Raw genomic sequence first — 25,250 nt, 5'->3', positions numbered from 1 at the left:
AAATTATTTTCCTACAAAAGGAATAGTTGCTGCATCTATGTCGTCATACTCCTCATGAGTACCAAACCAAATAACATATACAGCTTGCTTTTTAAAATTTATGGAAACAATTAATCTAAAAGCGTTTCCCTTAATATTAAATATCACTCTGTTATTTGCAACTATACTTGCATTGCCATAAATATTTTTCAAATCATTAAAGCTTTGGTATTCCGCGTTTGACAACTCGCTATACCAAGTTTTAAGAGAATTTGCAGCAAGCGGGTACTTGTCAATGTAAAAAAGAATAGTCCGCCTGGTAATGATATTCATTAAACAAATATACAAAAGTTTACTAATAGAAAACTTTACGCCGTATTATTTTTTGACTCTAAAAATGTAATACCTATCCCCGCCAATACTATTAAGCTACCTATAACTTCGTGCGTACTTAATTTCTCGCTCAACATTAACGCCGCCAGCACGGCAGCTACCACCGTTTGGCTCAAAAGGGTTATAGCTACTTTGGTTGATTCAATATACCTGATAGCATAATTAATTAACAGCCAGCCCAGCAACTGGCAAATTATACCCATGCCGGCAAAATAGAGCCAATCTGCCGCTGGGTAATTGATCAGGGTGTCATTATTTATCAAACAAATTATAAACAGAAATACCAATGCAGCCAGCATGTTGTAAAACATAAAAGTAACAGTGCCCATGCGTGCCAATATGTCTTTGGTGATAAGGATATAAATAGCATACAACATACTTGCCACCACCGCGAACAAAAAACCCAGCCCAAACTGTAGGTGCAGTACTTCGCGCAGCCCCACTAATATCAGCATGCCTACGACAGCAGCGCCTGTGCCTATCCAGAATAATTTTTCAACCTTTTTTCTGAACAGGAAATAACTTATCAACCCCACCCATACCGGCGCAAGGTTGGCCAGCAAGGTTGAAACTGTGGCACTGATCATTTTAAGCGAAAGGTTCCAGAGGGTGATGTCAGTCGCAAAAACAAGTCCGCCAATTAAAGCCAGTACCAGGTCCTTACGTTTTACTTTTAGGTTTTGTTTAATAAGACAATAAGGAACAAGAAATATCAACCCAAAAAATATCCGGTAAAATGCGCACACCACAGGCGATGCTTCGGCCAGCTTTACAAATATGGGCGAGAGCGAAATGCAGACTATACCCAACGCGAGGCTTAATTTTGGATTCATAGGAAATGCAAAAGTAAACAATCTCACGTGTCATTTCGATAGAGCATTGCTAAAGCATGGCGAGGTAGGGCGAAAGAGAAATCCTTTCAAAGCGACGGGCTATGCATAGTTCGAAAAGATTTCTCTCTCGCAACCCCGCGGTCCCCACCCGCTAGTTCGAAATGACAGGTTGATTAATAATTCGGCATGACTGTTAAGTGAGTTAAATCAAATAATTGTAATTTAGCCGCTCTTAAAATTTATATACAAAAATGAGTCAGCGGATCAAGATCAAAGCATTATTAGCAAGCACCGAAACCGGTAAGGATGTAACTGTAAAAGGATGGGTACGTACCTTCCGTAATAATCAGTTCATTGCTTTGAATGATGGCTCTACTAACAGCAACATACAGATAGTAGTTGACTTTGAAAATACAGATGCTGCTTTATTAAAACGCATCACCACCGGCGCAGCCATTAGCGTGGTTGGCGAGTTGGTACAATCCTTAGGCAAGGGCCAGACCGTGGAAGTTAAAGCGAAAGAAATTAAAATTTTAGGCGATAGCGATCCGGAAAAATATCCGCTGCAACCTAAAAAACATAGCCTGGAGTTTTTGCGCGAAATAGCTCACCTGCGTTTCCGCACCAATACTTTTGGCGCTATTTTCCGTGTGCGTAACAGCCTGGCATTCGCGGTGCACCAGTTTTTTCAGGAGCGGGGTTTTGTATACCTGCACACGCCTATCATCACAGCATCAGATGCCGAAGGCGCGGGGGAAACTTTCCACGTTACCAACTTTGATATTGCTAACCCACCGAAAACGGATACCGGCGAAATAGATTACAAGCAAGACTTTTTTGGCCGCGCTACTAACCTTACCGTATCGGGCCAGTTAGAAGGCGAATTGGGCGCGATGGCTTTGAGCGATATTTATACGTTCGGACCAACATTCCGTGCAGAAAACTCTAATACAACCCGCCACTTAGCTGAGTTTTGGATGATAGAGCCTGAAATGGCTTTTTATGATATTGTAGATAACATGGACCTTGCCGAGGCCATGCTGAAATATGTTATTAAATACGCTTTGGATAACAACAAAGAGGATATTGAATTTTTAACGCAACGTTTAACCGAAGAAGAAAAGCAAAAGCCACAGAACGAGCGCTCTGAAATGAGTTTGTTAGAGAAGCTGCAGTTTTGTTTAGATAACGATTTTGAGCGATTGACTTATACCGAGGCGATTGAAATCTTAAGAGAATCAACCCCTAATAAGAAAAAGAAATTTCAGTACCAGGTTGAGGGCTGGGGAACCGATCTGCAATCAGAGCATGAGCGTTATTTGGTAGAAAAACACTTTAAAAAACCGGTTATTTTAACCAACTATCCTAAAGAGATAAAATCCTTCTACATGCGCCAAAACGACGACGGCAAAACCGTTGCCGCTATGGATATTCTTTTCCCCGGCATCGGCGAGATCATTGGCGGATCGCAGCGTGAAGAGCGGTTAGATAAGCTGGAACAACGCATGGACGAGATAGGCATACCAAAAGATGAGCTTTGGTGGTATTTAGACACCCGTCGTTTCGGCGCGTGCCCGCATGCCGGTTTTGGTTTGGGCTTTGAGCGTTTGGTGCTGTTTGTTACCGGCATGGGCAATATCAGGGATGTGATACCTTTCCCAAGGTTCCCTAAGAACGCGGAGTTTTAATAGTTTATGATTACACTGATTTTTGACGATTACACCGATTACTTCAATAAATCAGTGTAATCATCTGGCAATCGGTGAAATCATAAAAGCTATGCCGACAATTGAACTCAATACTACCATCCACGCTCCCGTTAAACGGTGCTTTGATCTGTCGCGCAGTATTGACCTGCATTTAATATCGACCAAACACACCGGTGAACAGGCCATTGCGGGCAGAACCAGCGGATTGATCGAGTTGGGCGAGACGGTTACCTGGCGCGCTAAACACTTCTTTATCTGGCAAAACCTTACTACTAAAATAACGGAGTTTAACTCGCCGCATTTTTTTGCCGATGAAATGGTAAGCGGAGCCTTTAAAAGCTTCAGACATGAGCATTACTTTTTTGAGGTAGATGGCGGTACTGTAATGCGGGATGTTTTTGTGTTTGAATCGCCGTATGGTGCGCTGGGGAAGCTATTTAATATCATCACCTTAAAAGCTTATATGACCAGCCTGCTTACACAACGTAACCTAGTGATTAAGCAGGTAGCAGAAAGCGAAAAGTGGAAAGAAATTAATAAAACGCAATAACAACAGCGCAGTTTTATACTATGCTGTTACCAAACTACCAAAAAGCTGTGCGTGCCAGCTATCTTTAAACGGCACCTCCCATTTGGTTTCCAATTCCTTCACGTTTTGAACCAGGTTATTGAATACGATAGTGTTGCTATTGATCTCGCCTTTTTTTAGTTTTTCCTCAAACGCATTACGCGGCAACGATAGTATTTCGTTCCCATCTCTATAAGCCAGGTTAAAACGGTCAAACAAATTAATGCCAAACTTCTGCTCTATCTGCTGCATAAAATGCACCGATTTGTCAATAGAGCACCCGCTTGCACCTGCCTGTGCTTCGTCTACAATCAGAATTAAAAAGCGGTTATAACGCACCTCGGCTTTGGCTTTAAGCTGATTGTTGTGTGCTGTCCACTGTGTTGTGAACGCATCAAGATGTTCTTGAATTTGTGATGTTTGCTCGCCGGTAAGTTGTATGTCCGACTGATAGATCCACACTCTTGAATTTTCAGAAAACTGCATGCGCAAAGGTATTAATTTATCAATGGTGTTAAAACCGGTTGTTGTCATAACAGCATCATCAACTTAAACCTCGGCATATTTATTTGCATCTAAATATCAATTTATTAACTTCGGCACGTTGTATTATTGTAATGATAACATCAATTATCCCTAAAATTAAAAAGCGGTTTCTTGCAGCGTTGATCGCACTTTTTAGTGCAGCAAGCCTTTGCTTTGTTATAGACCAGGATTGGCTTAGCTGGAGCAATCAGTGCCTTACAACATCATACGATGCAACTGCCGATGTTAAATTAAAGAAGTTTGAGATCAATTTAACCGAAGATTCTTTCCTTCGTCTGCGCAAAACTTTCCAAAACGGCAAACAGGAATACTTTTCGCTGCAGTTGCAGCAATTAGATGACCTGAGTTATTTAGGCAACAACATTAAAGGCACCCTCCGGCTTAAAACTAAAGACGATGATGTGATCGTTCAAACCTATAACGACCGTAAGGGCAACATCGATACTATGGCAACCACTTTGGATATCCCCTTGAAAAATATAGAGCATGAGCGTTTGGATAGCTTGCAGCGAGCTTTGAATTATTTTAAGGGAAAAGCTTTATGAATTGGATAATAAGAGAAAGCAATAAACTGCTTTCTCATACTCATTTGAATGGTTTGCTTAAGCCAATTTATGATGAAGTAAAGGATTGGAACTGGCTGGTATCCGATGTTGAATATATCTCTAATACAGAGGACTTGCCCATCAATTTTGATTACGATTATTTTATACTATCCTCTATTCAATTTCAGCAGTTAGTTAACGCTGATCCGCAGATTATTTGGGGTGTATTGCTTGGCTTCTCCGATGGCAAATTGATAAATGTGGATGAAGAAAATCTACCTTATTCTGAACAAAATCCCCTGATATGGAAAAACGGTAATATTCAGCATCCAAATGCAATGATTGAGATTATTTGTGTAGATAGCGGCTACACCATTGTCAAATTTAGAGATGAGGATCTTTCTAATAAGTTTAAAGCGTACTTTAACGAAGCATTAGATTTAGAGGAATTTAGTAAAAGCTTCAATCGGAGCTTTTGATTATAATGCGTTTGCTCTGACGGTTATCTCCGCAATATCCAATACCTTAATTTCCTGCTCCTTATCGCGGTGTTTTACGCCGTCGCTCAGCATCGTCATACAAAACGGACATGCGGCTGCTACCACATGCGCGTTAATGGCAACTACTTCATCAATGCGTTCCATATTGATGTCCTTATTACCCGGCTCAGGTTCTTTAAACATCTGCGCGCCACCTGCACCGCAACAAAGGCCGTTGCTGCGACAACGTTTCATTTCAACCAGTTCGGTATCCAGTATCTCTAAAGCTTTGCGTGGGGCCTCGTAAACGCCGTTACCGCGACCTAAATAGCATGGATCGTGGTAAGTAATGCGCTTTCCTTTGAAACTCTCGCCGCCTTCGGCTTTTAGTTTACCCTCGTCAATTAATTGCTGTATCAACTGCGAATGGTGTATCACCTCGTAATTACCGCCCAGATTAGGGTATTCGTTTTTGATAGTATTAAAACAATGCGGGCAGCCGGTTACTATCTTTTTAATATTATAACCATTCAGCACCTCAATATTGGTCATGGCCTGCATCTGGAACAAAAATTCGTTACCCGCCCGTTTGGCCGGGTCGCCGGTACAGCTTTCCTCAGTACCTAATACAGCGTAGCTAATGCCTACGTGATGCAGTATTTTGCAAATGTCGCGTGTTATTTTTTGCGCCCGCTCATCAAAACTGCCCGCGCATCCCACCCAGAATAATATATCCGGCTGTTTACCTTCGGCAGCCATTTGAGCCATTGTTGGCACCTTTATTTCGGATTTCGGATTTACGATTTCGGATTTGTTTTGATCTTCCATATCTACTGCCAACTGAAAACTGCCTACTGCTGCTCCGCCCAATTTAATCTATCCGCGTTGCTATACTTCCACGGCGCGCCATTATTTTCAACATTGCCAAGCATATTGTTTAAGCTTGCCGGTGCTGCCGATTCTTCCATCACTACGTACTGACGCATTTGCATAATAATATTCAACGGATCAATATTTACGGGGCATGCCTCTACACAGGCGTTACAGGTGGTGCAGGCCCAAAGTTCTTCGCGGGTTATGTAGTTATCCAGCAATGCTTTATCATCCTGATGATCCTTGCCGTATAGGTCGATATTTTTTCCTATTTCGGTTATCCTGTCACGGGTATCCATCATAATTTTTCGCGGCGATAATAGCTTACCCGTTATATTAGCCGGGCAAACGGATGTGCATCTTCCACATTCGGTACAGGTATAGGCATCCATCAGGTTTTTCCACGTCAGGTCGGTAGCGTCCTTTGCACCGAAGCGACCAGGCTCCGCATTTTCCGGCACGAAGGATGGATCAAGCATGGCCTTAACCTCATTAGTTACAGATGCCATATTAGCAAACTCACCCTTAGGCTCCAGATTAGAATACCACGTATTAGGGAAAGCTAATAGGATATGGAAATGCTTGGAGTAAGGTAGATAATTTAGAAACGCCAGTATGCCTATAATATGGAACCACCAGCAAACACGCTCTACAATAACCAAGGTATGGGCTTGGGCGGGTAACAACGGAGCCAGCAAACTGCTTACCGGGAACCTACCCGCAGCCACATAATGCGTAAAATGCAAAGCCTGCAGTTTATAGTCGGCGGCATTCATTGTTAAAAAGGCCGTCATCAGGCATATCTCGATAACAAGGATGTAGTTGGCGTCAGATTTGGGCCAGACTTTCATCTCCACGCCGCTAAAACGCTTTAAGCGGATTATATTACGCCGGCCTAAAAACACTACACAGGCCGTTAGCACCAGCAGGGCCAATATTTCAAAGCTACCTATTAGCAAGCCATATAAGCTGCCTAATGGTTTTGAAAATATGCGGTGCGAGCCGAAAAGTCCGTCTATCAATATCTCCAGCACCTCTATATTGATAACAATGAAGCCCACGTAAATAAAAAAATGCATTACCGCGGCTACGGGGCGTTTAACCATTTTTGTTTGGCCAAGGGCTACTAACGCCATGGTTTTCCAGCGGTCGGCAGGGCGATTTGTGCGATTAATATCCCTGCCTAACAAAATGTTGCGGCGAATGCGGCCCACATTCCGGCTGAACACAAATGCAGCGGCAACTAAAACAATAAAAAATACGATCTGGCCCACCATGGTTATTAAACTAAAGTAGAAAATACTATCCGCATATAAAAAGTTTTAATGCAACACGGTGATTTATAGTTTTATAAGATTACGTCTATAAATTATTTCAAATAAAATTTTCATAAACGAAAAAACACGCTACATTTGCAGACCCCAAACAGGGGGTGCCATAGCTCAGTTGGTAGAGCAAAGGACTGAAAATCCTTGTGTCGCTGGTTCGATTCCAGCTGGCACCACAAAAAGAAAAGCAAAAAGCCTTTAGTATAAAGCTAAAGGCTTTTTTTCGTTTCACTTGCTAAGCTCTTTTAATATCAAAACCCTGTAAATAAGATATTTTCCATTTGCCGCCCTCCTTTTTTACGTTAAATTTGTATGTAACCGTTCTCCAATCTGGTGATACATCTTTAGGCAAATTACCCCAGGTCCAGTACATTTTACCGCTTTCGTTCTTTAATTCAATAATATGCACCTCAACTAAATTAGCCCCTACGCTAAATGCATTCTCGCCGTCATAGGGTACATCCTGGCAATCGCACCAGGGGTCGGCATCCGTATTAAAACCAAAGGGGGGTATTTCTCCTGTTGAGAAAGGCTCAATTTCTTTACTTTTCATTCTTTTATCCAGCAATTGAATAATTTGATTATAGTTATTGATGAACTCTTTGGAAAAAAATCCTGTATTTTTTAAACTATCATCAATTGCCTTAAGTTTGCTCAGATCAAAACCTGTAACTGTACTATCCTTCCGGTTTATCACAAAAGGGAGCAAGTCTGGAACGCTTTTACCATCTTCTGCCCATACAAGCAAGCTGCGCATGAGTTTTTGAATCTCTGATTTATACTTGCTGGTGTCCGATATTGCGAAATCATTATCTTTCAAAGCAAGCTTAGCTATCTTTTTAGCTGTTTTTGGGTTACCGGTTTCATTACATCCTAACAGGCAAACAATTAAAGCTGCGAGAGCAAATCTTAGATAGGTCATTTCAATTTGATAAAAGGGTTCGACGTCTTAATATAGCTCTAATTTATAAATTGAGAATAAGTAAAATATAATCGTCCTAATCCTAACGAGTTTAACCCCCTTTAGAAATTTTCTAAAGGGGGGTTTTATATGTTATACTATTTGTTAAGCGTAAACAACACTTAATGTAATTGGCACACTCAATGCTTTTGATATAATGCAATGTGCCTTTGCACCTTCGGCAATTTCATTAAAGGTTGCTTCATCTACACCGTCAATTACAGTGGCCTGCAAAGCTAAATGGATACCCGTAATGCTTAATGCCTGCATATCCAGATCTACCGTTACTGTAGTAAAAATATCGCCGGCAGTAAAGTTATGATGCGCTAATGTTACGCTAAGAGCCATAGAAAAGCACCCTGCATGCGCAGCAGCGATCAGTTCTTCCGGATTAGTACCTGCGCCATCGGCAAAGCGGGTTTTAAATGAATATTGCGTTTGGTTAAGCACGGTGCTTTGTGTGCTTATCTCGCCTTTACCTTCTTGTAAAGTGCCGTTCCAATGTGCTTTTGCTATACGTTTCATGATATTTTGATGTTTTATGGTGTGAAATTTATTGTTTGATGTTTAGTAATTATTTGGTTTCGGCTATCAGGATAGCAGCCAATTTGTCGGGCATAGAAATGAATGGGGTGTGGCTGCTTGGCAGCGTATATACTTTAGCCACTTTGGTATTTTTCACCATATACTGTTGTGCGGGGTAGCTAATGGCATTATCATTAACCGTATGGATGTAGACCTTTTTAACGCTGCCAAAGTTTTTCTCACTCAAATGTACAGGTGTGGCTAATGGTGCCAGCGGCTCTGCTTTAATGTTGGCGGCTATATATTCCTGAACTTGCAGAGGTGCATCGGCTGCAAAAATATCGCCTACTGCATCCTTCGATATAATTGCCGCGCCGTGTGCCTGGTCAATAGTAAGTGATTTACCGATATGAGATGCAGGGTCTTGCTTTGCCATTGATAAAAGGCTGTCGCCATTGTGCGGCAACGCTGCTGCCAGGAAGATAAGTTCTTTAATTTGTGCAGGAACATCTTCTGCAACCTGGCTTATCACCAGTCCGGCAAAACTATGGCCCACTAAAACTACATTAGTACGGGTACCGATAGCCGCCTTAACCTGATCGACATAAGTTTTAAAGCTGATTCCTGCAAATGATGTAGTATCTTTTCCGTGACCGGCCAGGTTAACGTTTATCACTTCGTCGCCCTGGGCTTTTAACAATGGTGTAACTGCATCCCACGATGATGCATCTGACCATGCTCCGTGAACCAGTACAATTGTTTTAGAATTTTTGTTGGTTGTTTTTTGCGCCTGAGCAGTAAAACCTATTACACTCATTGCCATCATTATTATTGCTGTTTTCATATTTGTTTAATGCCTAATTGTTTAGGACATCACAAACATCGGGCTATGCCGTCGCAATAATTTTAACCCAGGTTAAAATCGAAAATCATATAGAAAAAAATTTTTTAGAGGATTTTCAGCAATTCAGGCCCTGCCAAAAAGGATGAGAATTATTACTTTTTAACCATCCTTTTACGGATGCGGCTTAGTGACGGCCCTTGTATACCCAGGTAAGAGGCAATGTGATACAACGGTACGGCGTTAAAAATGTTCGGATGTTTTTCCATCATTTCCCGGTAACGGTCTTCCGGCGTTTTAAACAGAAATCCTTCTGTATTAACCATAACCTCGTGAAAAGCCGTTTCGGCAACTATTCTTCCAAAACGCTCCCATTGATGCGACTGCCCATAAAGCTCGTTCAGATGATCGATGTGTATGTAGAGGATAAGCGAATCAACCATCGCTTCGGTATAATAATCACAGGCTGCCTGAGCCAAAAAGCTTTTATAGGATGCTACAAATTGATTATCAGTAAAAAACAGCATGTTCTTTTCTTCGCCTGTATTGTTGTTTACGCGGTAGATCCTGAATACACCGTTTATAACGAACCCAAGATGTTTACATACATTTTTGTATTCGTTATAAAACTCGCCTTTTTTATATTGTTTTAATTTCCAGTGCGGTAATGATAAATCAAATGCCTCCGGTTTCATACCGGCAGATCCTAAAACTTTTCGTAGTAACTCTATTTCTGTATTATGCTCTGACATGCAGTAAAAATATCAATTTTAATCACATCAAACACTAACGTGCAACGATCGTAACCCGACATTTAAAGACAAATTTTGTTAGCACGTTTACGTTTTTTTATTTTTTCTGATATTTATTTGCTGTCAGATATAAAACAGTGCCCGTAATTTAATGACACGCCAGCCAAAAACACTTGAGGAGTACTATCTCTCAAAACCCGAACCCTACCAAAGCTGCCTGCTGGCTTTAAGGGACATTATTCTAAGTGTTAACCCTGCAATTTTTCATGTTCGCAAATACCAGATTCCCTTTTTTACTTATAAAGACAAAAAACTGGGCTACCTATGGCTCAATGGCAAAAAGCTGATGCTTGGCTTCTGTGTAGACAAACAATTGCAGGTGGAAATGAACTCTGATGTTAAGCCAAAGGACAAATACGAATCTATTCAGATCGATCCCAACGTAGATCTGAATATTGAACTAATCCGGCAAAAGCTGAGTTACTACCTTGCCCTGGTTGATAAAGTATAAATCACCGGTTATTGAACCCTCTTTGTAAAAGATCAAAATAATAGATATTTTCGCGTCCTGATTATTTAAGCGCGATCGGAACCCGCATCACAATGAAGTACGCTATTTACGTTCTGTTATTTAATGTATTGTTCATTTTTAAGGTTAACGCCCAGTCTGGTTACCGTAACCAAATAGGCGACCGGCTTGATAATGATCAGTATATAAATCCCTATCACGACCGCTATTATCTGGCAGGTCAGTTTATCAACTTCACTACGGTATTGAACACCAGTAAAGATTGCGCGGGGCTTTTTGGTACCACCGTTGTTAAAAAAACGCTGGAGATAGAAGTCGGACAGCAAATATATGGCCCATTTGCCTCATGGGCGCGGGATCCAACTTTGCAAGACCGGCCCTACACCGGCTATCTATATGCGGGCGCAGCGCTCAACCTGTTATATGACGATGAGAGTTCTTTAAAAATTACCGCTCAGGTGGGCACCATCGGGCCGGCATCGCTGGCGGAGCGGGTGCAAAAAGCGTTTCATCACGCGTTTGATTTAAAGGACCCGGAGGGCTGGCAATACCAGCTAAACAACGAGGCTGGGCTTAATGTTGAAGGCCAGTATACCCGCTTGTTATACCGCAGCAGTAACAACTGGTTTGATGTGGCAGCCATTCCATCTGTGCGTTTGGGTAACACTTTTAGCAATGCCACAGCGGCAATACAGCTACGTGTTGGGGCATTAGATAAGTTATACCAATCTGCCAGTACAAACAGCAAAGTAAGCCTGGGCGGGGACCACCAAAAAACGGAGTTTTACCTCTTCGCCATACCGCAGTTGAGCTACGTGGCCTATAACGCTACCATACAGGGCGGCATGTTTATTAAAGATAAAGGCCCGGTTCACTTTGATGCCATACCGCTGATTTTTACGCAGCAATTAGGTTTACAATTCGCGTCACGCAGGTTTTCCGCATCTTACACGGCGTTTCTTCGTTCGCGGGAGGTTGGGAGTGGCAGCAGCGCGCTGGCCCATCAGTGGGGCTCAATAGCAATGGCTTACCGGTTTGGCAGGAATTAGTCACTTCCGCTTGTCCCACTATCATATATAAAATTGTGGGACAACCTGGGACAAGTTTTTTAGTAAACAATTGACAATTAACAACTTGTATTTTCACGTGGGACAAAGTGAGACAACTTTTAAGTCAGGAAAATTAGCTGTAAAATACTTGCAAGTAATTGATTTTCAATTGAATAAAAAAAAGGCCCTTTTTTGTCCCACTTTTGGCTTAAAATGGGACAAAGTTTGTCCCAAATTTTGACTTATAAACCGCTATTCACTTCCGTTAAAATAGCCCAAAATAGCTTTGGCCTGTTTGGTGTTTACCACTTCTAACAACAAGGTTTCGTCTGCTTCTCTTATCTTTTTTACCGATTTAAAGTATTTCAACAGCTTTTCAGCAGTGGTCTTTCCTATTCCTTCAATCAACTCCAGTTCGGTAACCAGCGTACCCTTGTCGCGTTTTTTGCGGTGAAAGGTTATGCCAAAACGGTGGGCCTCATCACGCAGTTGTTGTATCACTTTCAGCGTTTCCGACTTTTTATCAAGGTATAGCGGATACTGGTCGCCGGGGTAATACAATTCTTCAAGCCGCTTGGCAATACCAATAACGGTAACCTGCTTATCAATGCCTAATAGTTTAAGGCTTTTCATGGCTGATGATAACTGCCCCTTGCCCCCATCAATCACAATCAATTGTGGCAAGCCGGTATCTTCGTCTAAAACCCTGCGGTAGCGGCGCAAAACAGCCTCTTCCATGGTAGCAAAGTCGTCTGGCCCTTCTACTGTTTTTACATTAAAGTGGCGGTAATCCTTTTTTGATGGTTTGCCATCCCTAAAAACTACAATAGCAGATACCGGATATTTACCCTGAAAGTTAGAGTTATCAAAACACTCAATATGCCGTGGCAGCTGGTTCATACGCAGGTCCTTCATCATTTGCGTAAGCAGGCGCTCTGTGCGTACCTCCGGGTTCAGCTTTTCATATTGGTCTATGCGCTCCTTTTTAAAGAACGACACATTTTTTTGCGACAGGTCCAGCAGTTTCCTTTTCTCGCCCAATTTGGGCACCGTAAACTTTATGGCACTGTCTTCAATGTTTATATCAAAAGGAACTATTATCTCTTTTGATGTACTGTTATACCGGGTGCGAAACTCGCTTATGGCTAACTCCAGTAATTCTTCGTCGCTTTCATCCAGGCGTTTTTTAAGTTCAATAGTTTGCGTTTGGATGATGGTACCGTTCATCACTTTCAGGTAATTCACAAAAGCGTATTTCTCCTCGCTGGCAATGCTGAATACATCCACCTCGGTAATGGATGAATTAACCACTGTTGATTTGCTCTGGTAGTTTTCCAACAGATCAAACTTCCGTTTTAGGCGGTGCGCATGTTCATAGTTCATGGCCGAAATTGCCTCATCCATCTCGGCTTTCATCGTACGCAAAACAGATCCAATCTTCCCGTTCAGAATGTTGGTTATCTCTTCTATGTTATGATCGTAATCGCCTTCGGTTTGATAGTTCTGGCATGGGCCCTTGCAGTTGCCCAACTGATACTCTAAACATACCTTAAATTTACCGGCGTCAATATTTGGCCGGGTTAGCGCCAAATTGCAGGTACGCAAAGGGTAAGTATCCTTTATAAGGCTCAGTATGGCGTGCATCATACTTACCGATGCATACGGCCCCAGGTATTTAGAGCCATCTTTAACTATGCGGCGTGTCCAGAATATGCGGGGGAAATTCTCGTTCTTGATAATGATCCAGGGATAGGTCTTATCATCCTTGAGCATTACATTATAGCGCGGCTGGTGCTTTTTTATCAGGCTGTTTTCCAGCAGCCAGGCATCAACCTCAGTATCAACAATAGTAAAGGTGATATTACGGATGCGCGATACCAATACACGCGTTTTGGCATTAACGTTAAGGTCCTTATTAAAATAGGAACCTACGCGATTGCGCAGGTCTTTTGCCTTACCTATGTATATCAGTTCATTCTCGGCATTCCAGTACTGGTAAACGCCGGCCTTGTGAGGTATTTTTTTTAATGCTTCCTTGTAATCAAACTGGCTCATTCTCTGTTAAAACCCCAACTTTTTCTCTACTTCCCCCGTCCCCTGAACTTCCTGGTTATACGCGCTGCAATCTAACGGACTGGTAAGCGGATTTTTAGGCGGATCAAACACAATGCCTTTTTGTATGCCTAAGGCCTGGTTAGCATACACCTTTTGCATATATAAACCAAATATAGGCAAGGCAGAATTAGCACCCTCGCCGTTATTAAGCGAGCGGAAGTGGAAATCGCGCTTCTCGCAGCCTGTCCATATACCGGTAACCAGTTTGGGCGTTACGCCAATAAACCAACCGTCAGAGTTATCATTCGTTGTACCTGTTTTACCACCTATCGGACCGGTCAAGTCAAACATCCAGCGCACGCGGTTACCTGTGCCGCCTTTAATATCAACCACACCCTGCAGCATATCTACCATTTTATACGCCACCTCTTCATCCATCACCTGTTTAACCTTCGGGGTATTGGTGTATATAGGCGTACCATTTTTATCCTCTATACGCAATAAGTACGTAGGCTCTGTCCACACGCCATGGTTAACAAAAGCCGAATAGGCCGCAGTCATCTCCATAACCGTCGCGTCAAATACACCCAGGCAAATACTCGGCACTTCCGGAACAGGTTCTTTTATACCCAAACTTTTTATCATCTCTGCCACAGGTTGCGGAGTAACTTCGTTCATCAAGCGCGCGGTAACCCAGTTCTGCGAAAAAGCAAGCGCGCTTTTTAAGGTTAGCGGACCAGGGATGGGTTTCCCGGCTGAACGTGGCGTCCAATCAGGCGCACCCGGGCTGGTAATAGTAATAGGCGTATTGGGTAAGCTCATACAAGGCGAATACCCGTTTTTTATTGCGGTAGCATACGTAAAAGGCTTGGCTGTTGAACCCACCTGCCTTGCGCCAACTTTTACCTGGTCGCTTTTATAATGTTCAAAATTTATACCGCCTACCCAAGCCTTTACATAACCGGTAGTGGGGTCCATGCTCATTAATGAGTTACGCAACAACATTTGAGCGTACGCAACCGAATCGATCGGTTTCATTAAAGTATCCAGGCTCCCCTTCCAGGTAAATATGTTAAGCTGGTCGGGCGTGTAAAAATTTTTCACGATATCCTCATCCGTCAAACCATCTGTTTTTAATTGCCGGTAGCGCTCAGACTCGCGCATACCCTGTTTTATCCGCAGGTCGTAATTATTTACTTTGGCCGATAATTTAACCCCTTTCCACTCCATATTAAACTGATGCTGCAGTTTACGCATCCATTCGCGCTGCGCATCCTCAGCATATTGCTGCATGGTAGCATCAATAGTGGTATAAATTTTTAACCCATCGTGGTTCAGATCGTAGGGTGTGCCATCGCTCTTAACAAAATTACCGCTGGCTAATATTGATTTAACTGTTTTCCGTAATTCTTCCCTGAAATAAGGTGCCAGTCCCTCCGTGTGGCTTACCGGATGGTAATCAATACCTAAGGGTTTTTGCTGTAGTTCCTTAACCTCATTATCGCTTAAAAATTTTTCATCGGCCATACGGGCCAAAACAAAATTACGCCTGCTTAACGCACGTTCCTGGTGCCTTACAGGTGCATAATAGCTGGGTGCATTCACAACAGCAACTAATAGCGCAGCCTGATCAGGCGTTAATTTATCGGGCGTGGTATTAAAAAATGTACTGGCGGCAGCGCTTACACCGTTGCTATGACTACCATAATCAACGGTATTTAAATACATGGTAATAATTTCCTGTTTGGTGTAGTGCTTTTCTAAACGCACTGCAATTATCAGTTCTTTGAGCTTTTGAAAACCACGTGCAAAAAAACCTTTGGCTCGCTCTTCGTCAGAAAAAAGGTTACGGGCCAATTGCTGCGTAATTGTACTGCCGCCTTGCCTGCTGCCAACAAGGTTATAAGCTATAATGGAGAATGATCGCCAAAAATCAATACCCGAATGATCATAAAAATGATTGTCCTCTGTAGCTACCAGGGCATTAACAACGTTTGGCGAAATTTTACTATAAGGGACTATTGTTCTGTTCTCGCCTTCGTAATATTTTCCAATAATGCTATTATCAGCCGCTAATATTGAGGATGCCTGGCTGCTTTTGGGATTTTCCAGTTCGCGTAGCGACGGCAATGGGCCAAATAAGCCTAAAGAAGTTGATAATATTAACAATACAACTATAACAAAACAAGTAGCTACAAATTTCCAGATGTAGCCATTGTACCTGCGTATATCCTGTTGCGTAAGTTGATCGTTCTTCTTAGAAGGTCTGTTCATAATAGTTAACGTAACTATCTAATAAATTTTTGTCGGCTAATTTATTCAGATTTTCCTGTGTTATGATAAAAAAGCTGTATTTATCTTTAGGCACCTTCATAATCTGGGGCAGCAAAGGCGTTATAGCGTTGGTATAAGCCTTAACAGCAGCCAGGCTGTTAAATGAGCCCACAGATATTAACTGATTATTGGGCCCGGCAAACTTTAAACGGTGAACAATGCTGTTTAGTTTATAAGTAACCCGGTTAAACTGCCCTATACCAAAACGGGAAGAGGACATATCTGTTGTTCCGGAGCTTATGTTTAGTACAAAATAGTAGTTGGTGCTATCACGTTCATTAAACAGGTTTGATACAAACTTTGGTTTAACAGGCACCGCTACCACCGCATTATTTACAACGGGGGCCGATTGCTGTGTTATTATACTATCGCGCTTAAGCGCAGTATCAGCCGCAGGCTGAACTACCGGAGGAGCGGCAACAGCAACTACAGCATCATTTGCAGCAGGTGGGGCAACAGTTGGCTGCTTAATAACCGGTGGGGTTACTTTTACAACAGGCGCAGGTGCGGCTGTTGCTTGCTGCACGGCCGGCGCAGGTGTAACCGTTTTTGGTATAATTGGCTCGCCACGGGTTTGTACCACTACCGGGGCAACGCGGTTACGGTTGTTAGGCGTTTCTTTTTTATTGGCAATGGGCGACGAAAATATCAGTTCGTCCACCTCATCATTGGTTAAAACAACGGGCATAGCTGCCAACGTTAACCTGTTAGCATTTATATATTCAATGTGCTGCTGCACCAATGGTGTTATCAATTTATCCTGCGGATAGGCTTTTACTATATCCTGCATTGATTGCTCAAACGGTTCCAGTTTTTCCTGGTGCCCGGCCGCGACAGCGCGCAGGTAACGCAATTGGGGCAAAAACACGTTGTCCTGGTAAATAGCTTGCAAACTATCGGCACCTGTAACTACCTGTGCAAATTTTTTACGCTGATATAAACTAAACAGATCATTATAAGCCGTTTTAAACTGCGTGTCCTTATCGTTCAACTTACCGGCATAATCAGGGTCCATAATAACCCTTGCGAAAACCGTTTGTGGAAAGGTGCTGAGCAGTTTGTTTTTATACAGATCAGAAAGCTGCTTATTACTATCGGCATATAAACGGTATAAATTATAGTATACCGCTGCATTGCCTTCATTATCCGGATACCGGTTAAGCAGCAATAAATAATTTGCAATGGCCTCTTTTTTATCGTCCAGTATATCGCGGTAAAAGTTAGCCATGTCCATATATGCGGCATAGATATGCTGGTTTGATTGTGCCATTAAAGGCGGGGTAAGCGGCAGGTTTTGCATTAAGCTTTGCCGGTACGCAGCAGCAGGTGCCACCAGATCATTTTTGGTTGGATTGCCCGGCAACACATCCGGATCGCCGCCCGTGATACCCAATGGCTGCGCCGCGGTGGGGCTGGCAACAGACCGCTGACTGGTACGCCAGCCATCTTCCAATTTGCGGTTGCCCCATTTTACCTTAAAATCATTAACCCCTCTGCTTACCGCTGTATTATTATAAAAGTAAAAGTTGCTGCCCGTACTTGCTATAACCGGGTTTGTTGGGGCTGTGAGCGTAGAACCGCCGCCTGTATTGGCTTGTGTAATGTTATTAGTTACAGCTTGCCCGCGTTGGATCTCAGCGCTAACCATAGCGTCAATTTTTGCAAGGCGGGTGTCCTCATCCAGCTTAGCCAGCATTTGTAGGGTATCTTCAAAAGCTATTAGCTTTAATTTATCTACTAACAATTGCAGGTTATTGCTTTTTAGTTTTATTTGCCTGTAGCCGGGGTAATAAGGCGAAAGATTGGTTAGTACACTATCGTAATAACTTTTCGCACTAACGTAATCCGCATCATTTTTAAATTTACTGTCGGCTATACTTAAATAGGATAAGCCCTTTTGTGTGCGGTTTTTGGTACTGTTTTTAATGGATAGGTTATAGTATTTCATGGCCGTAGGCAGATCGCGCCCTGCACGGTAGATCTCGGCCACCTGGTAATATATCTGATCTTTAAAATCAGCATTGTTATTGTTTTTAAGGAGTTTTAAAAGCAGCGCCACGCGGTCCTGTTTAATGCCGTCGCGCATATCCTGAATACGTATGCGGTTTAAACTGGCGTTAAAGGCCATATCAAAGGGCGCGTTACTTTTTACTATACGGGTGTAACTGACAATGGCGTCGGTATTTTTATTATTCAGTTCCTGCAGCTGGCCCAATATATAGGTCCAGCGCAATTTAAGCTGCTTTTGTTTTACGGCATCAATGGCTTTCTTCGCCATTTCTTCTCCGGCTTCATAATCCTGTACATCAATATAATATTGTAGTTGCGCGGCATAAACGTTAGCAGGGTTTCGCTTTTTTGTATTGATATTGGCAAAGGCAGAATCAAGCGCTATGTCAGCCTCCTCCGTATTGTTTTGATATAACAACGCACGGGCCTTCCATGTCAAAGCTTCCTGCTTCAGATCAGCCCGCTTTGGGAACGACCGGATGATGTAATTAAAAAACTCAACCGCGTTAAAATAATTGCCGGCTAAATAGTTTGCCTTGCCAATTACCAGGTAAGCATCTCCCTGGTATTTGCTCTGTTCTTTTTCGCTTATAATTTTGTTGGCTTTGGCTATGGCGCTTTCAAGATCTTTATCTATAGCGTCAGTTGCCCCTATGGTATCCGGATAAACGGCAAGCATTTGCTGGTAATCATCAACAAAGCCGGCGGCATAGTCAAGTTGCTTTTGCTTTAATAGTTCGTTGGCGTTAAAAAGCAGGTTATAATGCGCGGTAAGGTTTTGCAGCACACGGTTTACGGTTGATTTTTTTTGCAGGGAGCAGCCTGCAACTATAAATAGCAGACCGGTCAATAAAAAAATAATGCGCTTAATTATTGTAAATTTATGTGTACAACTCAAAATATCAACCCCGTGTTTAAAAAGCATGGCTAATTTAGTAAATAGTATACAACAGGATTAATAAATTTGCGCATGGCAGAAAATGAACAAAACGACAAACCCATAAACAATTATATTAAGTTTAGTGCTATGGGCTTTCAAATGATAGCTATTATAGGCGTGTTTACTTTTGTTGGTTATAAAATAGACGCCTCTGCTCATCATCAAACCAAATGGGTAACAGCCATACTTTCCCTGATTGGTGTTTTTAGCTCACTATATCTTGTTATCAGATCATTAAAAAATTGAAATCACTTCGTTACTTATCCTACTTTATATTATTCAGCATAGTAATAGCCTTGCCTGCATTGTTATTAAATTATTATGGCTATGGTAATTTGCTGGTTTCGCGTTTTTGGCTGGTCTTCTTTTTTCATTTCGGCCTTACCCTTATTGTAATAATGACTGTAATTGCCGGCCAAGAAGTAAATGGCGAAAGAGGCACTCAAATGTTTCTGGCTGCAACCACATTTAAGATACTTGCCTGCCTTGTTTTTACCCTTATATTCCTGTTAAAAGTAAAGCCGGATAAGTACATTTTTGTGTCTAACTTTTTTGTTATTTATTTATTAAATACGGTCTTTGAAATTTACTGTTTGTTGCGTAACTTGCGCAACCAAAATTTAAGGTAGAAAACTTCATTTTGATGAATAATAAGTTGATTTTGAACTCAAAAAATTTTAAGAACTTCCTCATTTACGCCGTTTTTGCAATCGCATCACTCATTCCGGCAATCACTTTCGGTCAGGAAACTGAACATAAATCCGAAGAAAAATTCAATACAAAGGAGTTAATTTTCGAACACATCGGCGATTCGCATTCATGGCATGTTGCTTTACCTTTTGTAAAAGAAATTTCTATCCCGCTACCGGTTATTTTATACACCGATAAGGGTATGGAAGTGTTTTCATCTGCACATTTTGAGCACGGCCATGCTGACTATACCGGCAAATATTACACCTATCGTTTAATAAAGGATAAGGTAAATATTGTTGGCGCCGGTGGTGAGCTATTGCCGGGTGCAAACCTTGCTAAAATACACGGTACTTTAATAGATTTTTCTATTACCCGCAACATAATAAGCATGTGGATGACCATAATTCTATTACTGGTAATTTTCATGAGCGTATCATCTGCTTATAAAACACGCACGGGTAAGGCCCCAAAAGGTTTACAATCATTCCTTGAGCCGTTGATCGTTTTTGTTCGCGATGATGTGGCTATCCCTAACATTGGCGTAAAGCATGCCAGATACATGCCTTTATTGCTTACCATTTTCTTCTTTATATTGATCAATAACCTATTTGGTTTGCTGCCGGTATTCCCGGGTGCTTATAACCTGACCGGTAATATAGCGGTAACACTTACCCTGGCATTTATTGTATTGATAGTTATTAACGTTAGCGGCAACAAATATTACTGGAAACACATTTTCATGCCTGATATTCCGTGGTGGTTATATCCTATCATGGTTCCGGTAGAGATGATCGGTATTATATCTAAGCCTTTCGCTTTGATGATCCGTTTGTTTGCTAACATTACCGCGGGGCACATTATTGTATTAAGCTTAATATCACTGATATTTATATTTAACAGTTTGGCTATTGCGCCTGTATCAGTAATATTTGTGGTATTTATAGATACTATTGAATTGCTGGTGGCATTTTTACAGGCTTTTATTTTCACGATGCTATCTGCCCTGTTTATAGGCGCGGCGGTTGAAGAGCATCATCACTAATTGAATTAATTATAATTATATATACACTTTTAAATTTAACAAAATGGTTGGAAGTATTTCTGTGATTGGTGCAGGTTTAGCGGTTATTGGTGCTGGTATCGGCATTGGCCAAATTGGTGGTAAAGCCGTTGAAGGTATTGCACGTCAGCCGGAAGCTGCATCTAAAATTCAAATCAACATGATCATTGCTGCTGCACTTGTAGAAGGTGTTGCATTATTCGCGGTGGTTGTTGCGTTGCTGTAATTTTAGTTTCACGCAAAAAGAAAAGAACATTAATCCCGGAGCGGTTGGCTCCGGGCAATGTTTTAAGCATTAAATTGAATTAACATTACTATTATATAATATGGAATTAGTTACCCCGGAGATAGGTTTAGTTGTTTGGACAGCGCTCTCCTTTTTTATCCTTTTGTTCTTATTGGGTAAATTTGCATGGAAACCAATTTTAGGAGCAATTAGCGAACGCGAAACCTTCATTGAAGAATCATTACGCAAAGCAGAAGCTGCTAAAGATGAAATGTCTCGTTTAACTAACGAGAACGAAGCTTTGTTAAAGCAAGCTCGTGTTGAGCGCGATGCCATATTAGCCGAAGCTAAAAAGGTAAAAGATCAGATCATCAGCGAAGCTAAAGAAGCTGCACACACTGAAGGTGCACGCCAGATAGAGCTTGCCCGTATAGAGATCAGCAACCAAAAAGCTATCGCGATGGCCGATGTTAAAAATCAGGTTGCATCATTGTCATTAGAGATTGCTGAGAAGATCCTTAGAAAACAATTTGAAGATCAGCAAAAACAAGACGAACTGGTAAGCCAGTTATTGAAAGAAGTGAAATTGTAATTAGTTGTGAGTTATAAGTTGAAAGTTGCAGGTACGCTGCAATACTTACAACTTACAACCTGCAACATTCAACAGATAAAAAATGTCAGAACTAACGGTAGCATCCAGGTACGCAAAATCATTAATAGATCTTTCTGAAGAGCAGAATGCTTTGGAAGCTGTTAATGGCGACATGGTGTTTTTCCTGAAAACATTGAAAGCTAATACGCAGTTAAACGCGGTATTAAGCAATCCCATTATCTCGCATTCAAAAAAGCTTGGCGTTTTAACTGATGTATTCGCATCAAAAGTAAGTGCAGTATCTATCGCTTTTTTTAAGATAATGATCAATAAAGGTCGTGGGTTGGTGCTTTATGCAACCGCTCAGGAATTTATTAATCTGTATAACGCAAAAAAGCATATTACCAAGGCAACTGTTACATCGGCCACGCCGCTGTCAGAAGCAAATAAAGCTGTATTGCTGGCTGACGTTAAAGCGGCTATAGGCGGCGAGATCATATTGGATACCAAAATTGATCCGTCACTTATTGGCGGTTTTGTATTAACTGTTGGCGACAGGCAGATTGATACCAGTATAGCAAGCAATTTAAAAAAGTTAAAAAAAGACTTTGCCCAGGGCATTGTTAAGTAAAAATCATTAAAATCAAAATAAAACAATGGTAGAGGTAAGACCCGATGAAGTATCAGCAATTTTGCGTCAGCAATTAGCAGGCTTCAAGTCAGAATCTGAATTAGAAGAAGTTGGTACCGTACTTCAGGTTGGAGATGGTATTGCGCGCGTTTATGGTTTAACCAAAGTACAATCAGGTGAGCTGGTTGAATTTGGCACAGGCCTGCAAGGCATTGTATTGAACCTTGAAGAAGATAACGTTGGTGTTGTATTATTAGGCAAGAGCGACGAGATCAGAGAAGGTGATACAGTAAAACGTACTAACAAGATCGCTTCTATCAACGTAGGCGAAGGCATGCTTGGCCGCGTTGTTGATACATTGGGCCAGCCTATTGATGGTAAAGGACCAATTGTTGGCCAAACTTATGAGATGCCTTTGGAGCGTAAAGCACCGGGCGTTATCTACCGCCAGCCGGTTACCGAGCCTTTGCAAACCGGTATCAAAGCTATTGACGCGATGATCCCTATCGGCCGTGGCCAGCGTGAGTTGGTTATTGGCGACCGTCAGACCGGTAAAACCGCGGTTTGTATTGATACCATCATCAACCAAAAAGAATTTTATGATGCAGGCCAGCCTGTAATCTGTATATACGTTGCCTGCGGCCAGAAAGCTTCTACCGTAGCTAACATCGTTCGCGCGCTGGAAGAAAAAGGTGCTATGCCTTATTCTATCGTAGTCGCTGCAAACGCATCAGACTCTGCTACTATGCAGTACTTTGCTCCTTTAGCTGGTGCAGCTATCGGCGAGTATTTCCGCGATACCGGCAGACCGGGATTAATTGTTTATGATGACTTGTCTAAACAAGCCGTTGCTTACCGTGAGGTATCTTTGCTATTGCGTCGTCCACCGGGCCGTGAGGCTTATCCGGGTGACGTGTTTTACCTGCACAGCCGTTTATTAGAGCGTGCCGCTAAGATCAACGTTAACGATTCTATAGCCGCCCAGATGAATGACCTTCCGGAGTCTATCCGTGGCATTGTTAAAGGTGGTGGTTCATTAACAGCTCTTCCAATCATTGAAACACAAGCGGGCGACGTATCAGCTTATATCCCAACCAACGTAATTTCTATTACTGATGGTCAGATCTTCCTGGAGTCTAACCTGTTTAACGCGGGTGTTCGTCCGGCTATTAACGTAGGTATCTCGGTATCTCGTGTAGGTGGTAACGCGCAGATCAAATCAATGAAGAAAGTAGCAGGTACTTTAAAACTTGACCAGGCTCAGTTCCGCGAGTTAGAGGCTTTCTCTAAATTTGGTTCAGATCTTGATGCTTCAACTAAAAACGTACTGGACAAAGGTGCCCGTAACGTTGAAGTATTGAAGCAAGGTCAATTCTCGCCTGTAACTGTTGAAAAACAGGTTGCCATTATTTACTTAGGTACTAAAAACCTGATGCGTAGTGTGCCTGTAAACAAGATCCGCGCTTTCGAAAGCGAGTTTACTACGCAATTAGAAATGCGTCACCCTGAAGTGCTTGCAGGTCTTAAAGCCGGTAAGTTTGATGACTCGTTAACAAGCGTGTTAGAGAGAGTTGCGAAAGAAGTTGCAGCAAATTATTAATGTTGTGTGTTGCAGGTTATAAGTTGTAGGTGTTAACTTACAACTTATAACTTACAACCTATAACCCAAACAAATGGCTAATTTAAAAGAAGTAAGAAACAGGATAGGTTCTGTAAACTCAACCCAGCAGATAACCAAAGCCATGAAAATGGTTTCGGCTGCCAAGTTGAAACGGGCCACCAATGCTATAGTTGAGCTGCGCCCTTATGCCAACAAGCTAAAGGAGCTGCTGGCTAATTTGTCTTCGAGCCTGGAAGATGGCGCGTCGCCGTTTTTACAGCAGCGCGAGCCAACACGTGTTTTGATAGTAGCCATTACATCAAACCGTGGCCTTGCAGGCGCATTTAACGCCAACGTTATTAAAACTACCAATAACCTGATTGCTGAGAAATACAGCGAGCAGCATAAAGCGGGTAATGTTTCTATTGTAGCGATAGGTAAAAAATCACAGGAGTATTACGAGCGTCGTAAATACAACGTTATCGGCAACAATAACGAGGTTTATAACAACCTTAGCTTTACCACTGTATCTGCCATTACCGATAGCATTATGGATGGTTTCCTGAAAGGTAAGTATGACCGTGTGGAGATTGTTTATAACCACTTTAGAAATGCTGCTATGCAGTTTTTAATTACCGAGCAATTGTTGCCGGTACCTAAAGCTGAAAAAACAGAAGCTACAGCGGCTAAAGGCGAAATCAATGCGCAAGTAGACTACATATTGGAGCCTTCAAAAGAGGAAATAGTTGAGCAATTGATCCCTAAGAACATCAAAATTCAATTGTATCGCGGCGTGTTAGATTCGGTAGCGTCTGAGCATGGTGCCCGTATGACAGCGATGGATAAAGCGACTGAAAACGCAGGCGAACTGTTGAAAGCCCTTAAGCTTTCGTACAACCAGGCGCGCCAGGCAGCTATTACTACAGAGCTTACCGAGATTGTAAGCGGTGCAGCAGCGCTATCTGCCGACTAAAAAAGACAATTCGTAAACTTAAATATCAGGCTCCCCGATCTTTCGGGGGGCTTTTTTTGTTTAGTCAAAAAAACAGTCTGTCATTCTGAGCAACAGCGAAGAATCTTGTACACCTCGTAACCAAGCGCTTTGCTTTGCAGAGTTTATAAGATTCTTCGCTGTTGCTCAGAATGACAATTAAGTTAGATGCAATAAATAGTTCATTACATATAAACTTAACCCTGTC

Annotated in this window: 26 protein-coding genes and 1 tRNA gene; 15 read left to right on the top strand and 12 right to left on the bottom strand. The window is 42.0% G+C overall.

Annotated elements, in window-relative coordinates:
- Positions 1-3: 3 nt before the first annotated feature.
- Both ACFQZS_RS00780 and ACFQZS_RS00775 read right to left on the bottom strand, forming a co-directional pair.
- Positions 4-312 carry a type II toxin-antitoxin system HigB family toxin gene (locus ACFQZS_RS00780; protein ID WP_377096212.1) on the bottom strand — a complete coding sequence of 103 codons (309 nt, stop codon included), beginning with the start codon at positions 310-312 and terminating at the stop codon, positions 4-6.
- A 35-nt stretch (positions 313-347) separates the two neighbouring features.
- Entirely contained in the window at positions 348-1,205 is an 858-nt protein-coding gene (locus ACFQZS_RS00775) for a DMT family transporter (RefSeq protein WP_377096209.1), read from the bottom strand.
- Positions 1,206-1,456: 251 nt separating this feature from the next.
- On the opposite strand from ACFQZS_RS00775, the gene asnS reads away from it, so the two are divergent.
- Positions 1,457-2,893, top strand: a complete 1,437-nt coding sequence (gene asnS, locus ACFQZS_RS00770; RefSeq protein WP_377096206.1) for an asparagine--tRNA ligase — start codon at positions 1,457-1,459, stop codon at positions 2,891-2,893.
- A 91-nt stretch (positions 2,894-2,984) separates the two neighbouring features.
- Positions 2,985-3,464: an SRPBCC family protein gene (locus ACFQZS_RS00765; RefSeq protein ID WP_377096203.1), complete on the top strand. Its 480-nt coding sequence runs from the start codon at positions 2,985-2,987 to the stop codon at positions 3,462-3,464.
- Between the two features lie 18 nt (positions 3,465-3,482).
- Here ACFQZS_RS00765 and ACFQZS_RS00760 read toward each other — a convergent pair whose 3' ends face one another.
- Entirely contained in the window at positions 3,483-4,016 is a 534-nt protein-coding gene (locus ACFQZS_RS00760; protein ID WP_377096200.1) for an ABC transporter ATPase, read from the bottom strand.
- An 83-nt stretch (positions 4,017-4,099) separates the two neighbouring features.
- Between ACFQZS_RS00760 and ACFQZS_RS00755 the strand changes: the two genes are divergently transcribed.
- Positions 4,100-4,573, top strand: coding sequence for a hypothetical protein (locus ACFQZS_RS00755; RefSeq protein ID WP_377096197.1), 474 nt, complete (start codon positions 4,100-4,102; stop codon positions 4,571-4,573).
- Complete coding sequence (locus ACFQZS_RS00750) at positions 4,570-5,052, top strand: hypothetical protein (protein WP_377096194.1); 483 nt, start codon at positions 4,570-4,572, stop codon at positions 5,050-5,052. Before ACFQZS_RS00755 ends, ACFQZS_RS00750 begins: the two co-directional genes overlap by 4 nt.
- Here the strand turns inward: ACFQZS_RS00750 and ACFQZS_RS00745 are convergent, their stop codons facing one another.
- Positions 5,053-5,880 (bottom strand): (Fe-S)-binding protein, encoded by an 828-nt coding sequence (locus ACFQZS_RS00745; protein WP_377096191.1) that lies wholly within the window; start codon positions 5,878-5,880, stop codon positions 5,053-5,055.
- Positions 5,881-5,903: 23 nt separating this feature from the next.
- Positions 5,904-7,202 carry a 4Fe-4S dicluster domain-containing protein gene (locus ACFQZS_RS00740; RefSeq protein WP_377096188.1) on the bottom strand — a complete coding sequence of 433 codons (1,299 nt, stop codon included), beginning with the start codon at positions 7,200-7,202 and terminating at the stop codon, positions 5,904-5,906.
- 154 nt (positions 7,203-7,356) lie between these two features.
- Here ACFQZS_RS00740 and ACFQZS_RS00735 point away from each other — a divergent pair.
- Positions 7,357-7,429, top strand: a tRNA-Phe gene (locus tag ACFQZS_RS00735).
- A 59-nt stretch (positions 7,430-7,488) separates the two neighbouring features.
- On the opposite strand, the gene ACFQZS_RS00730 is transcribed toward ACFQZS_RS00735, so the two are convergent.
- The 4 genes from ACFQZS_RS00730 to ACFQZS_RS00715 all read right to left on the bottom strand — a co-directional run bounded on the left by ACFQZS_RS00730 (position 7,489) and on the right by ACFQZS_RS00715 (position 10,332).
- Complete coding sequence (locus ACFQZS_RS00730) at positions 7,489-8,175, bottom strand: hypothetical protein (protein WP_377096185.1); 687 nt, start codon at positions 8,173-8,175, stop codon at positions 7,489-7,491.
- 144 nt (positions 8,176-8,319) lie between these two features.
- Complete coding sequence (locus ACFQZS_RS00725; RefSeq protein WP_377096182.1) at positions 8,320-8,739, bottom strand: OsmC family protein; 420 nt, start codon at positions 8,737-8,739, stop codon at positions 8,320-8,322.
- Positions 8,740-8,788: 49 nt separating this feature from the next.
- Positions 8,789-9,583 carry an alpha/beta fold hydrolase gene (locus tag ACFQZS_RS00720; protein WP_377096179.1) on the bottom strand — a complete coding sequence of 265 codons (795 nt, stop codon included), beginning with the start codon at positions 9,581-9,583 and terminating at the stop codon, positions 8,789-8,791.
- A gap of 152 nt (positions 9,584-9,735) precedes the next feature.
- A complete protein-coding gene (locus ACFQZS_RS00715; RefSeq protein ID WP_377096177.1) occupies positions 9,736-10,332 on the bottom strand; it encodes a Crp/Fnr family transcriptional regulator in 597 nt (198 codons plus the stop codon).
- A 151-nt stretch (positions 10,333-10,483) separates the two neighbouring features.
- Between ACFQZS_RS00715 and ACFQZS_RS00710 the strand changes: the two genes are divergently transcribed.
- A complete protein-coding gene (locus tag ACFQZS_RS00710; protein WP_377096175.1) occupies positions 10,484-10,843 on the top strand; it encodes a DUF1801 domain-containing protein in 360 nt (119 codons plus the stop codon).
- A gap of 92 nt (positions 10,844-10,935) precedes the next feature.
- On the top strand, positions 10,936-11,910 hold the full coding sequence (locus tag ACFQZS_RS00705) for a lipid A deacylase LpxR family protein (RefSeq protein ID WP_377096172.1): 975 nt from the start codon (positions 10,936-10,938) through the stop codon (positions 11,908-11,910).
- 252 nt (positions 11,911-12,162) lie between these two features.
- Here the strand turns inward: ACFQZS_RS00705 and uvrC are convergent, their stop codons facing one another.
- From uvrC to porW, 3 genes are read right to left on the bottom strand one after another with little or no spacing between them, the layout of a single operon-like run.
- Positions 12,163-13,965 carry an excinuclease ABC subunit UvrC gene (uvrC, locus tag ACFQZS_RS00700; protein ID WP_377096169.1) on the bottom strand — a complete coding sequence of 601 codons (1,803 nt, stop codon included), beginning with the start codon at positions 13,963-13,965 and terminating at the stop codon, positions 12,163-12,165.
- Between the two features lie 6 nt (positions 13,966-13,971).
- Entirely contained in the window at positions 13,972-16,239 is a 2,268-nt protein-coding gene (locus ACFQZS_RS00695; RefSeq protein WP_377096167.1) for a penicillin-binding protein 1A, read from the bottom strand.
- Entirely contained in the window at positions 16,223-19,159 is a 2,937-nt protein-coding gene (gene porW / locus ACFQZS_RS00690) for a type IX secretion system periplasmic lipoprotein PorW/SprE (RefSeq protein ID WP_377096164.1), read from the bottom strand. The genes ACFQZS_RS00695 and porW overlap by 17 nt, the downstream gene beginning before the upstream one ends.
- Before the next feature lie 120 nt (positions 19,160-19,279).
- Between porW and ACFQZS_RS00685 the strand changes: the two genes are divergently transcribed.
- From ACFQZS_RS00685 to atpG, 8 genes are all read left to right on the top strand, one after another.
- Positions 19,280-19,495 carry an AtpZ/AtpI family protein gene (locus ACFQZS_RS00685; RefSeq protein ID WP_377096161.1) on the top strand — a complete coding sequence of 72 codons (216 nt, stop codon included), beginning with the start codon at positions 19,280-19,282 and terminating at the stop codon, positions 19,493-19,495.
- The gene (locus ACFQZS_RS00680) at positions 19,492-19,878 is read left to right on the top strand and encodes a hypothetical protein (protein ID WP_377096158.1); all 387 of its coding nucleotides are present in this window, start codon (positions 19,492-19,494) and stop codon (positions 19,876-19,878) included. Before ACFQZS_RS00685 ends, ACFQZS_RS00680 begins: the two co-directional genes overlap by 4 nt.
- A 14-nt stretch (positions 19,879-19,892) precedes the next feature.
- Entirely contained in the window at positions 19,893-20,984 is a 1,092-nt protein-coding gene (gene atpB, locus ACFQZS_RS00675) for a F0F1 ATP synthase subunit A (protein WP_377096156.1), read from the top strand.
- A 43-nt stretch (positions 20,985-21,027) separates the two neighbouring features.
- On the top strand, positions 21,028-21,228 hold the full coding sequence (gene atpE / locus ACFQZS_RS00670) for an ATP synthase F0 subunit C (RefSeq protein ID WP_377096153.1): 201 nt from the start codon (positions 21,028-21,030) through the stop codon (positions 21,226-21,228).
- 100 nt (positions 21,229-21,328) lie between these two features.
- Positions 21,329-21,820, top strand: coding sequence for a F0F1 ATP synthase subunit B (gene atpF, locus ACFQZS_RS00665; protein WP_377096150.1), 492 nt, complete (start codon positions 21,329-21,331; stop codon positions 21,818-21,820).
- A gap of 82 nt (positions 21,821-21,902) precedes the next feature.
- Positions 21,903-22,451: an ATP synthase F1 subunit delta gene (gene atpH, locus ACFQZS_RS00660; RefSeq protein WP_377096147.1), complete on the top strand. Its 549-nt coding sequence runs from the start codon at positions 21,903-21,905 to the stop codon at positions 22,449-22,451.
- Between the two features lie 25 nt (positions 22,452-22,476).
- Positions 22,477-24,051, top strand: a complete 1,575-nt coding sequence (atpA, locus tag ACFQZS_RS00655) for a F0F1 ATP synthase subunit alpha (protein ID WP_377096144.1) — start codon at positions 22,477-22,479, stop codon at positions 24,049-24,051.
- Between the two features lie 73 nt (positions 24,052-24,124).
- The gene (gene atpG, locus ACFQZS_RS00650; protein WP_377096141.1) at positions 24,125-25,024 is read left to right on the top strand and encodes an ATP synthase F1 subunit gamma; all 900 of its coding nucleotides are present in this window, start codon (positions 24,125-24,127) and stop codon (positions 25,022-25,024) included.
- The last annotated feature ends 226 nt before the right edge of the window (positions 25,025-25,250 follow it).

The sequence above is a fragment of the Mucilaginibacter calamicampi genome, from assembly GCF_042676765.1.
In the GTDB taxonomy this organism is placed as follows: Bacteria; Bacteroidota; Bacteroidia; order Sphingobacteriales; family Sphingobacteriaceae; genus Mucilaginibacter; species Mucilaginibacter calamicampi.
The sequence above is the reverse complement of the archived record's forward strand: the minus strand, read 5'-3'. Positions and strand labels throughout refer to the sequence as shown.

What these genes read in the sequence shown, in the direction of transcription:
- ACFQZS_RS00780 (WP_377096212.1), bottom strand. Translation starts at nt 312, where the DNA reads ATGAATATCATTACCAGGCGGACTATTCTTTTTTACATTGACAAGTAC.
- ACFQZS_RS00775 (WP_377096209.1), bottom strand. Translation starts at nt 1,205, where the DNA reads ATGAATCCAAAATTAAGCCTCGCGTTGGGTATAGTCTGCATTTCGCTC.
- asnS (WP_377096206.1), top strand. Translation starts at nt 1,457, where the DNA reads ATGAGTCAGCGGATCAAGATCAAAGCATTATTAGCAAGCACCGAAACC.
- ACFQZS_RS00765 (WP_377096203.1), top strand. Translation starts at nt 2,985, where the DNA reads ATGCCGACAATTGAACTCAATACTACCATCCACGCTCCCGTTAAACGG.
- ACFQZS_RS00760 (WP_377096200.1), bottom strand. Translation starts at nt 4,016, where the DNA reads ATGACAACAACCGGTTTTAACACCATTGATAAATTAATACCTTTGCGC.
- ACFQZS_RS00755 (WP_377096197.1), top strand. Translation starts at nt 4,100, where the DNA reads ATGATAACATCAATTATCCCTAAAATTAAAAAGCGGTTTCTTGCAGCG.
- ACFQZS_RS00750 (WP_377096194.1), top strand. Translation starts at nt 4,570, where the DNA reads ATGAATTGGATAATAAGAGAAAGCAATAAACTGCTTTCTCATACTCAT.
- ACFQZS_RS00745 (WP_377096191.1), bottom strand. Translation starts at nt 5,880, where the DNA reads ATGGAAGATCAAAACAAATCCGAAATCGTAAATCCGAAATCCGAAATA.
- ACFQZS_RS00740 (WP_377096188.1), bottom strand. Translation starts at nt 7,202, where the DNA reads ATGGTGGGCCAGATCGTATTTTTTATTGTTTTAGTTGCCGCTGCATTT.
- ACFQZS_RS00730 (WP_377096185.1), bottom strand. Translation starts at nt 8,175, where the DNA reads ATGACCTATCTAAGATTTGCTCTCGCAGCTTTAATTGTTTGCCTGTTA.
- ACFQZS_RS00725 (WP_377096182.1), bottom strand. Translation starts at nt 8,739, where the DNA reads ATGAAACGTATAGCAAAAGCACATTGGAACGGCACTTTACAAGAAGGT.
- ACFQZS_RS00720 (WP_377096179.1), bottom strand. Translation starts at nt 9,583, where the DNA reads ATGAAAACAGCAATAATAATGATGGCAATGAGTGTAATAGGTTTTACT.
- ACFQZS_RS00715 (WP_377096177.1), bottom strand. Translation starts at nt 10,332, where the DNA reads ATGTCAGAGCATAATACAGAAATAGAGTTACTACGAAAAGTTTTAGGA.
- ACFQZS_RS00710 (WP_377096175.1), top strand. Translation starts at nt 10,484, where the DNA reads ATGACACGCCAGCCAAAAACACTTGAGGAGTACTATCTCTCAAAACCC.
- ACFQZS_RS00705 (WP_377096172.1), top strand. Translation starts at nt 10,936, where the DNA reads ATGAAGTACGCTATTTACGTTCTGTTATTTAATGTATTGTTCATTTTT.
- uvrC (WP_377096169.1), bottom strand. Translation starts at nt 13,965, where the DNA reads ATGAGCCAGTTTGATTACAAGGAAGCATTAAAAAAAATACCTCACAAG.
- ACFQZS_RS00695 (WP_377096167.1), bottom strand. Translation starts at nt 16,239, where the DNA reads ATGAACAGACCTTCTAAGAAGAACGATCAACTTACGCAACAGGATATA.
- ACFQZS_RS00685 (WP_377096161.1), top strand. Translation starts at nt 19,280, where the DNA reads ATGGCAGAAAATGAACAAAACGACAAACCCATAAACAATTATATTAAG.
- atpB (WP_377096156.1), top strand. Translation starts at nt 19,893, where the DNA reads ATGAATAATAAGTTGATTTTGAACTCAAAAAATTTTAAGAACTTCCTC.
- atpE (WP_377096153.1), top strand. Translation starts at nt 21,028, where the DNA reads ATGGTTGGAAGTATTTCTGTGATTGGTGCAGGTTTAGCGGTTATTGGT.
- atpF (WP_377096150.1), top strand. Translation starts at nt 21,329, where the DNA reads ATGGAATTAGTTACCCCGGAGATAGGTTTAGTTGTTTGGACAGCGCTC.
- atpH (WP_377096147.1), top strand. Translation starts at nt 21,903, where the DNA reads ATGTCAGAACTAACGGTAGCATCCAGGTACGCAAAATCATTAATAGAT.
- atpA (WP_377096144.1), top strand. Translation starts at nt 22,477, where the DNA reads ATGGTAGAGGTAAGACCCGATGAAGTATCAGCAATTTTGCGTCAGCAA.
- atpG (WP_377096141.1), top strand. Translation starts at nt 24,125, where the DNA reads ATGGCTAATTTAAAAGAAGTAAGAAACAGGATAGGTTCTGTAAACTCA.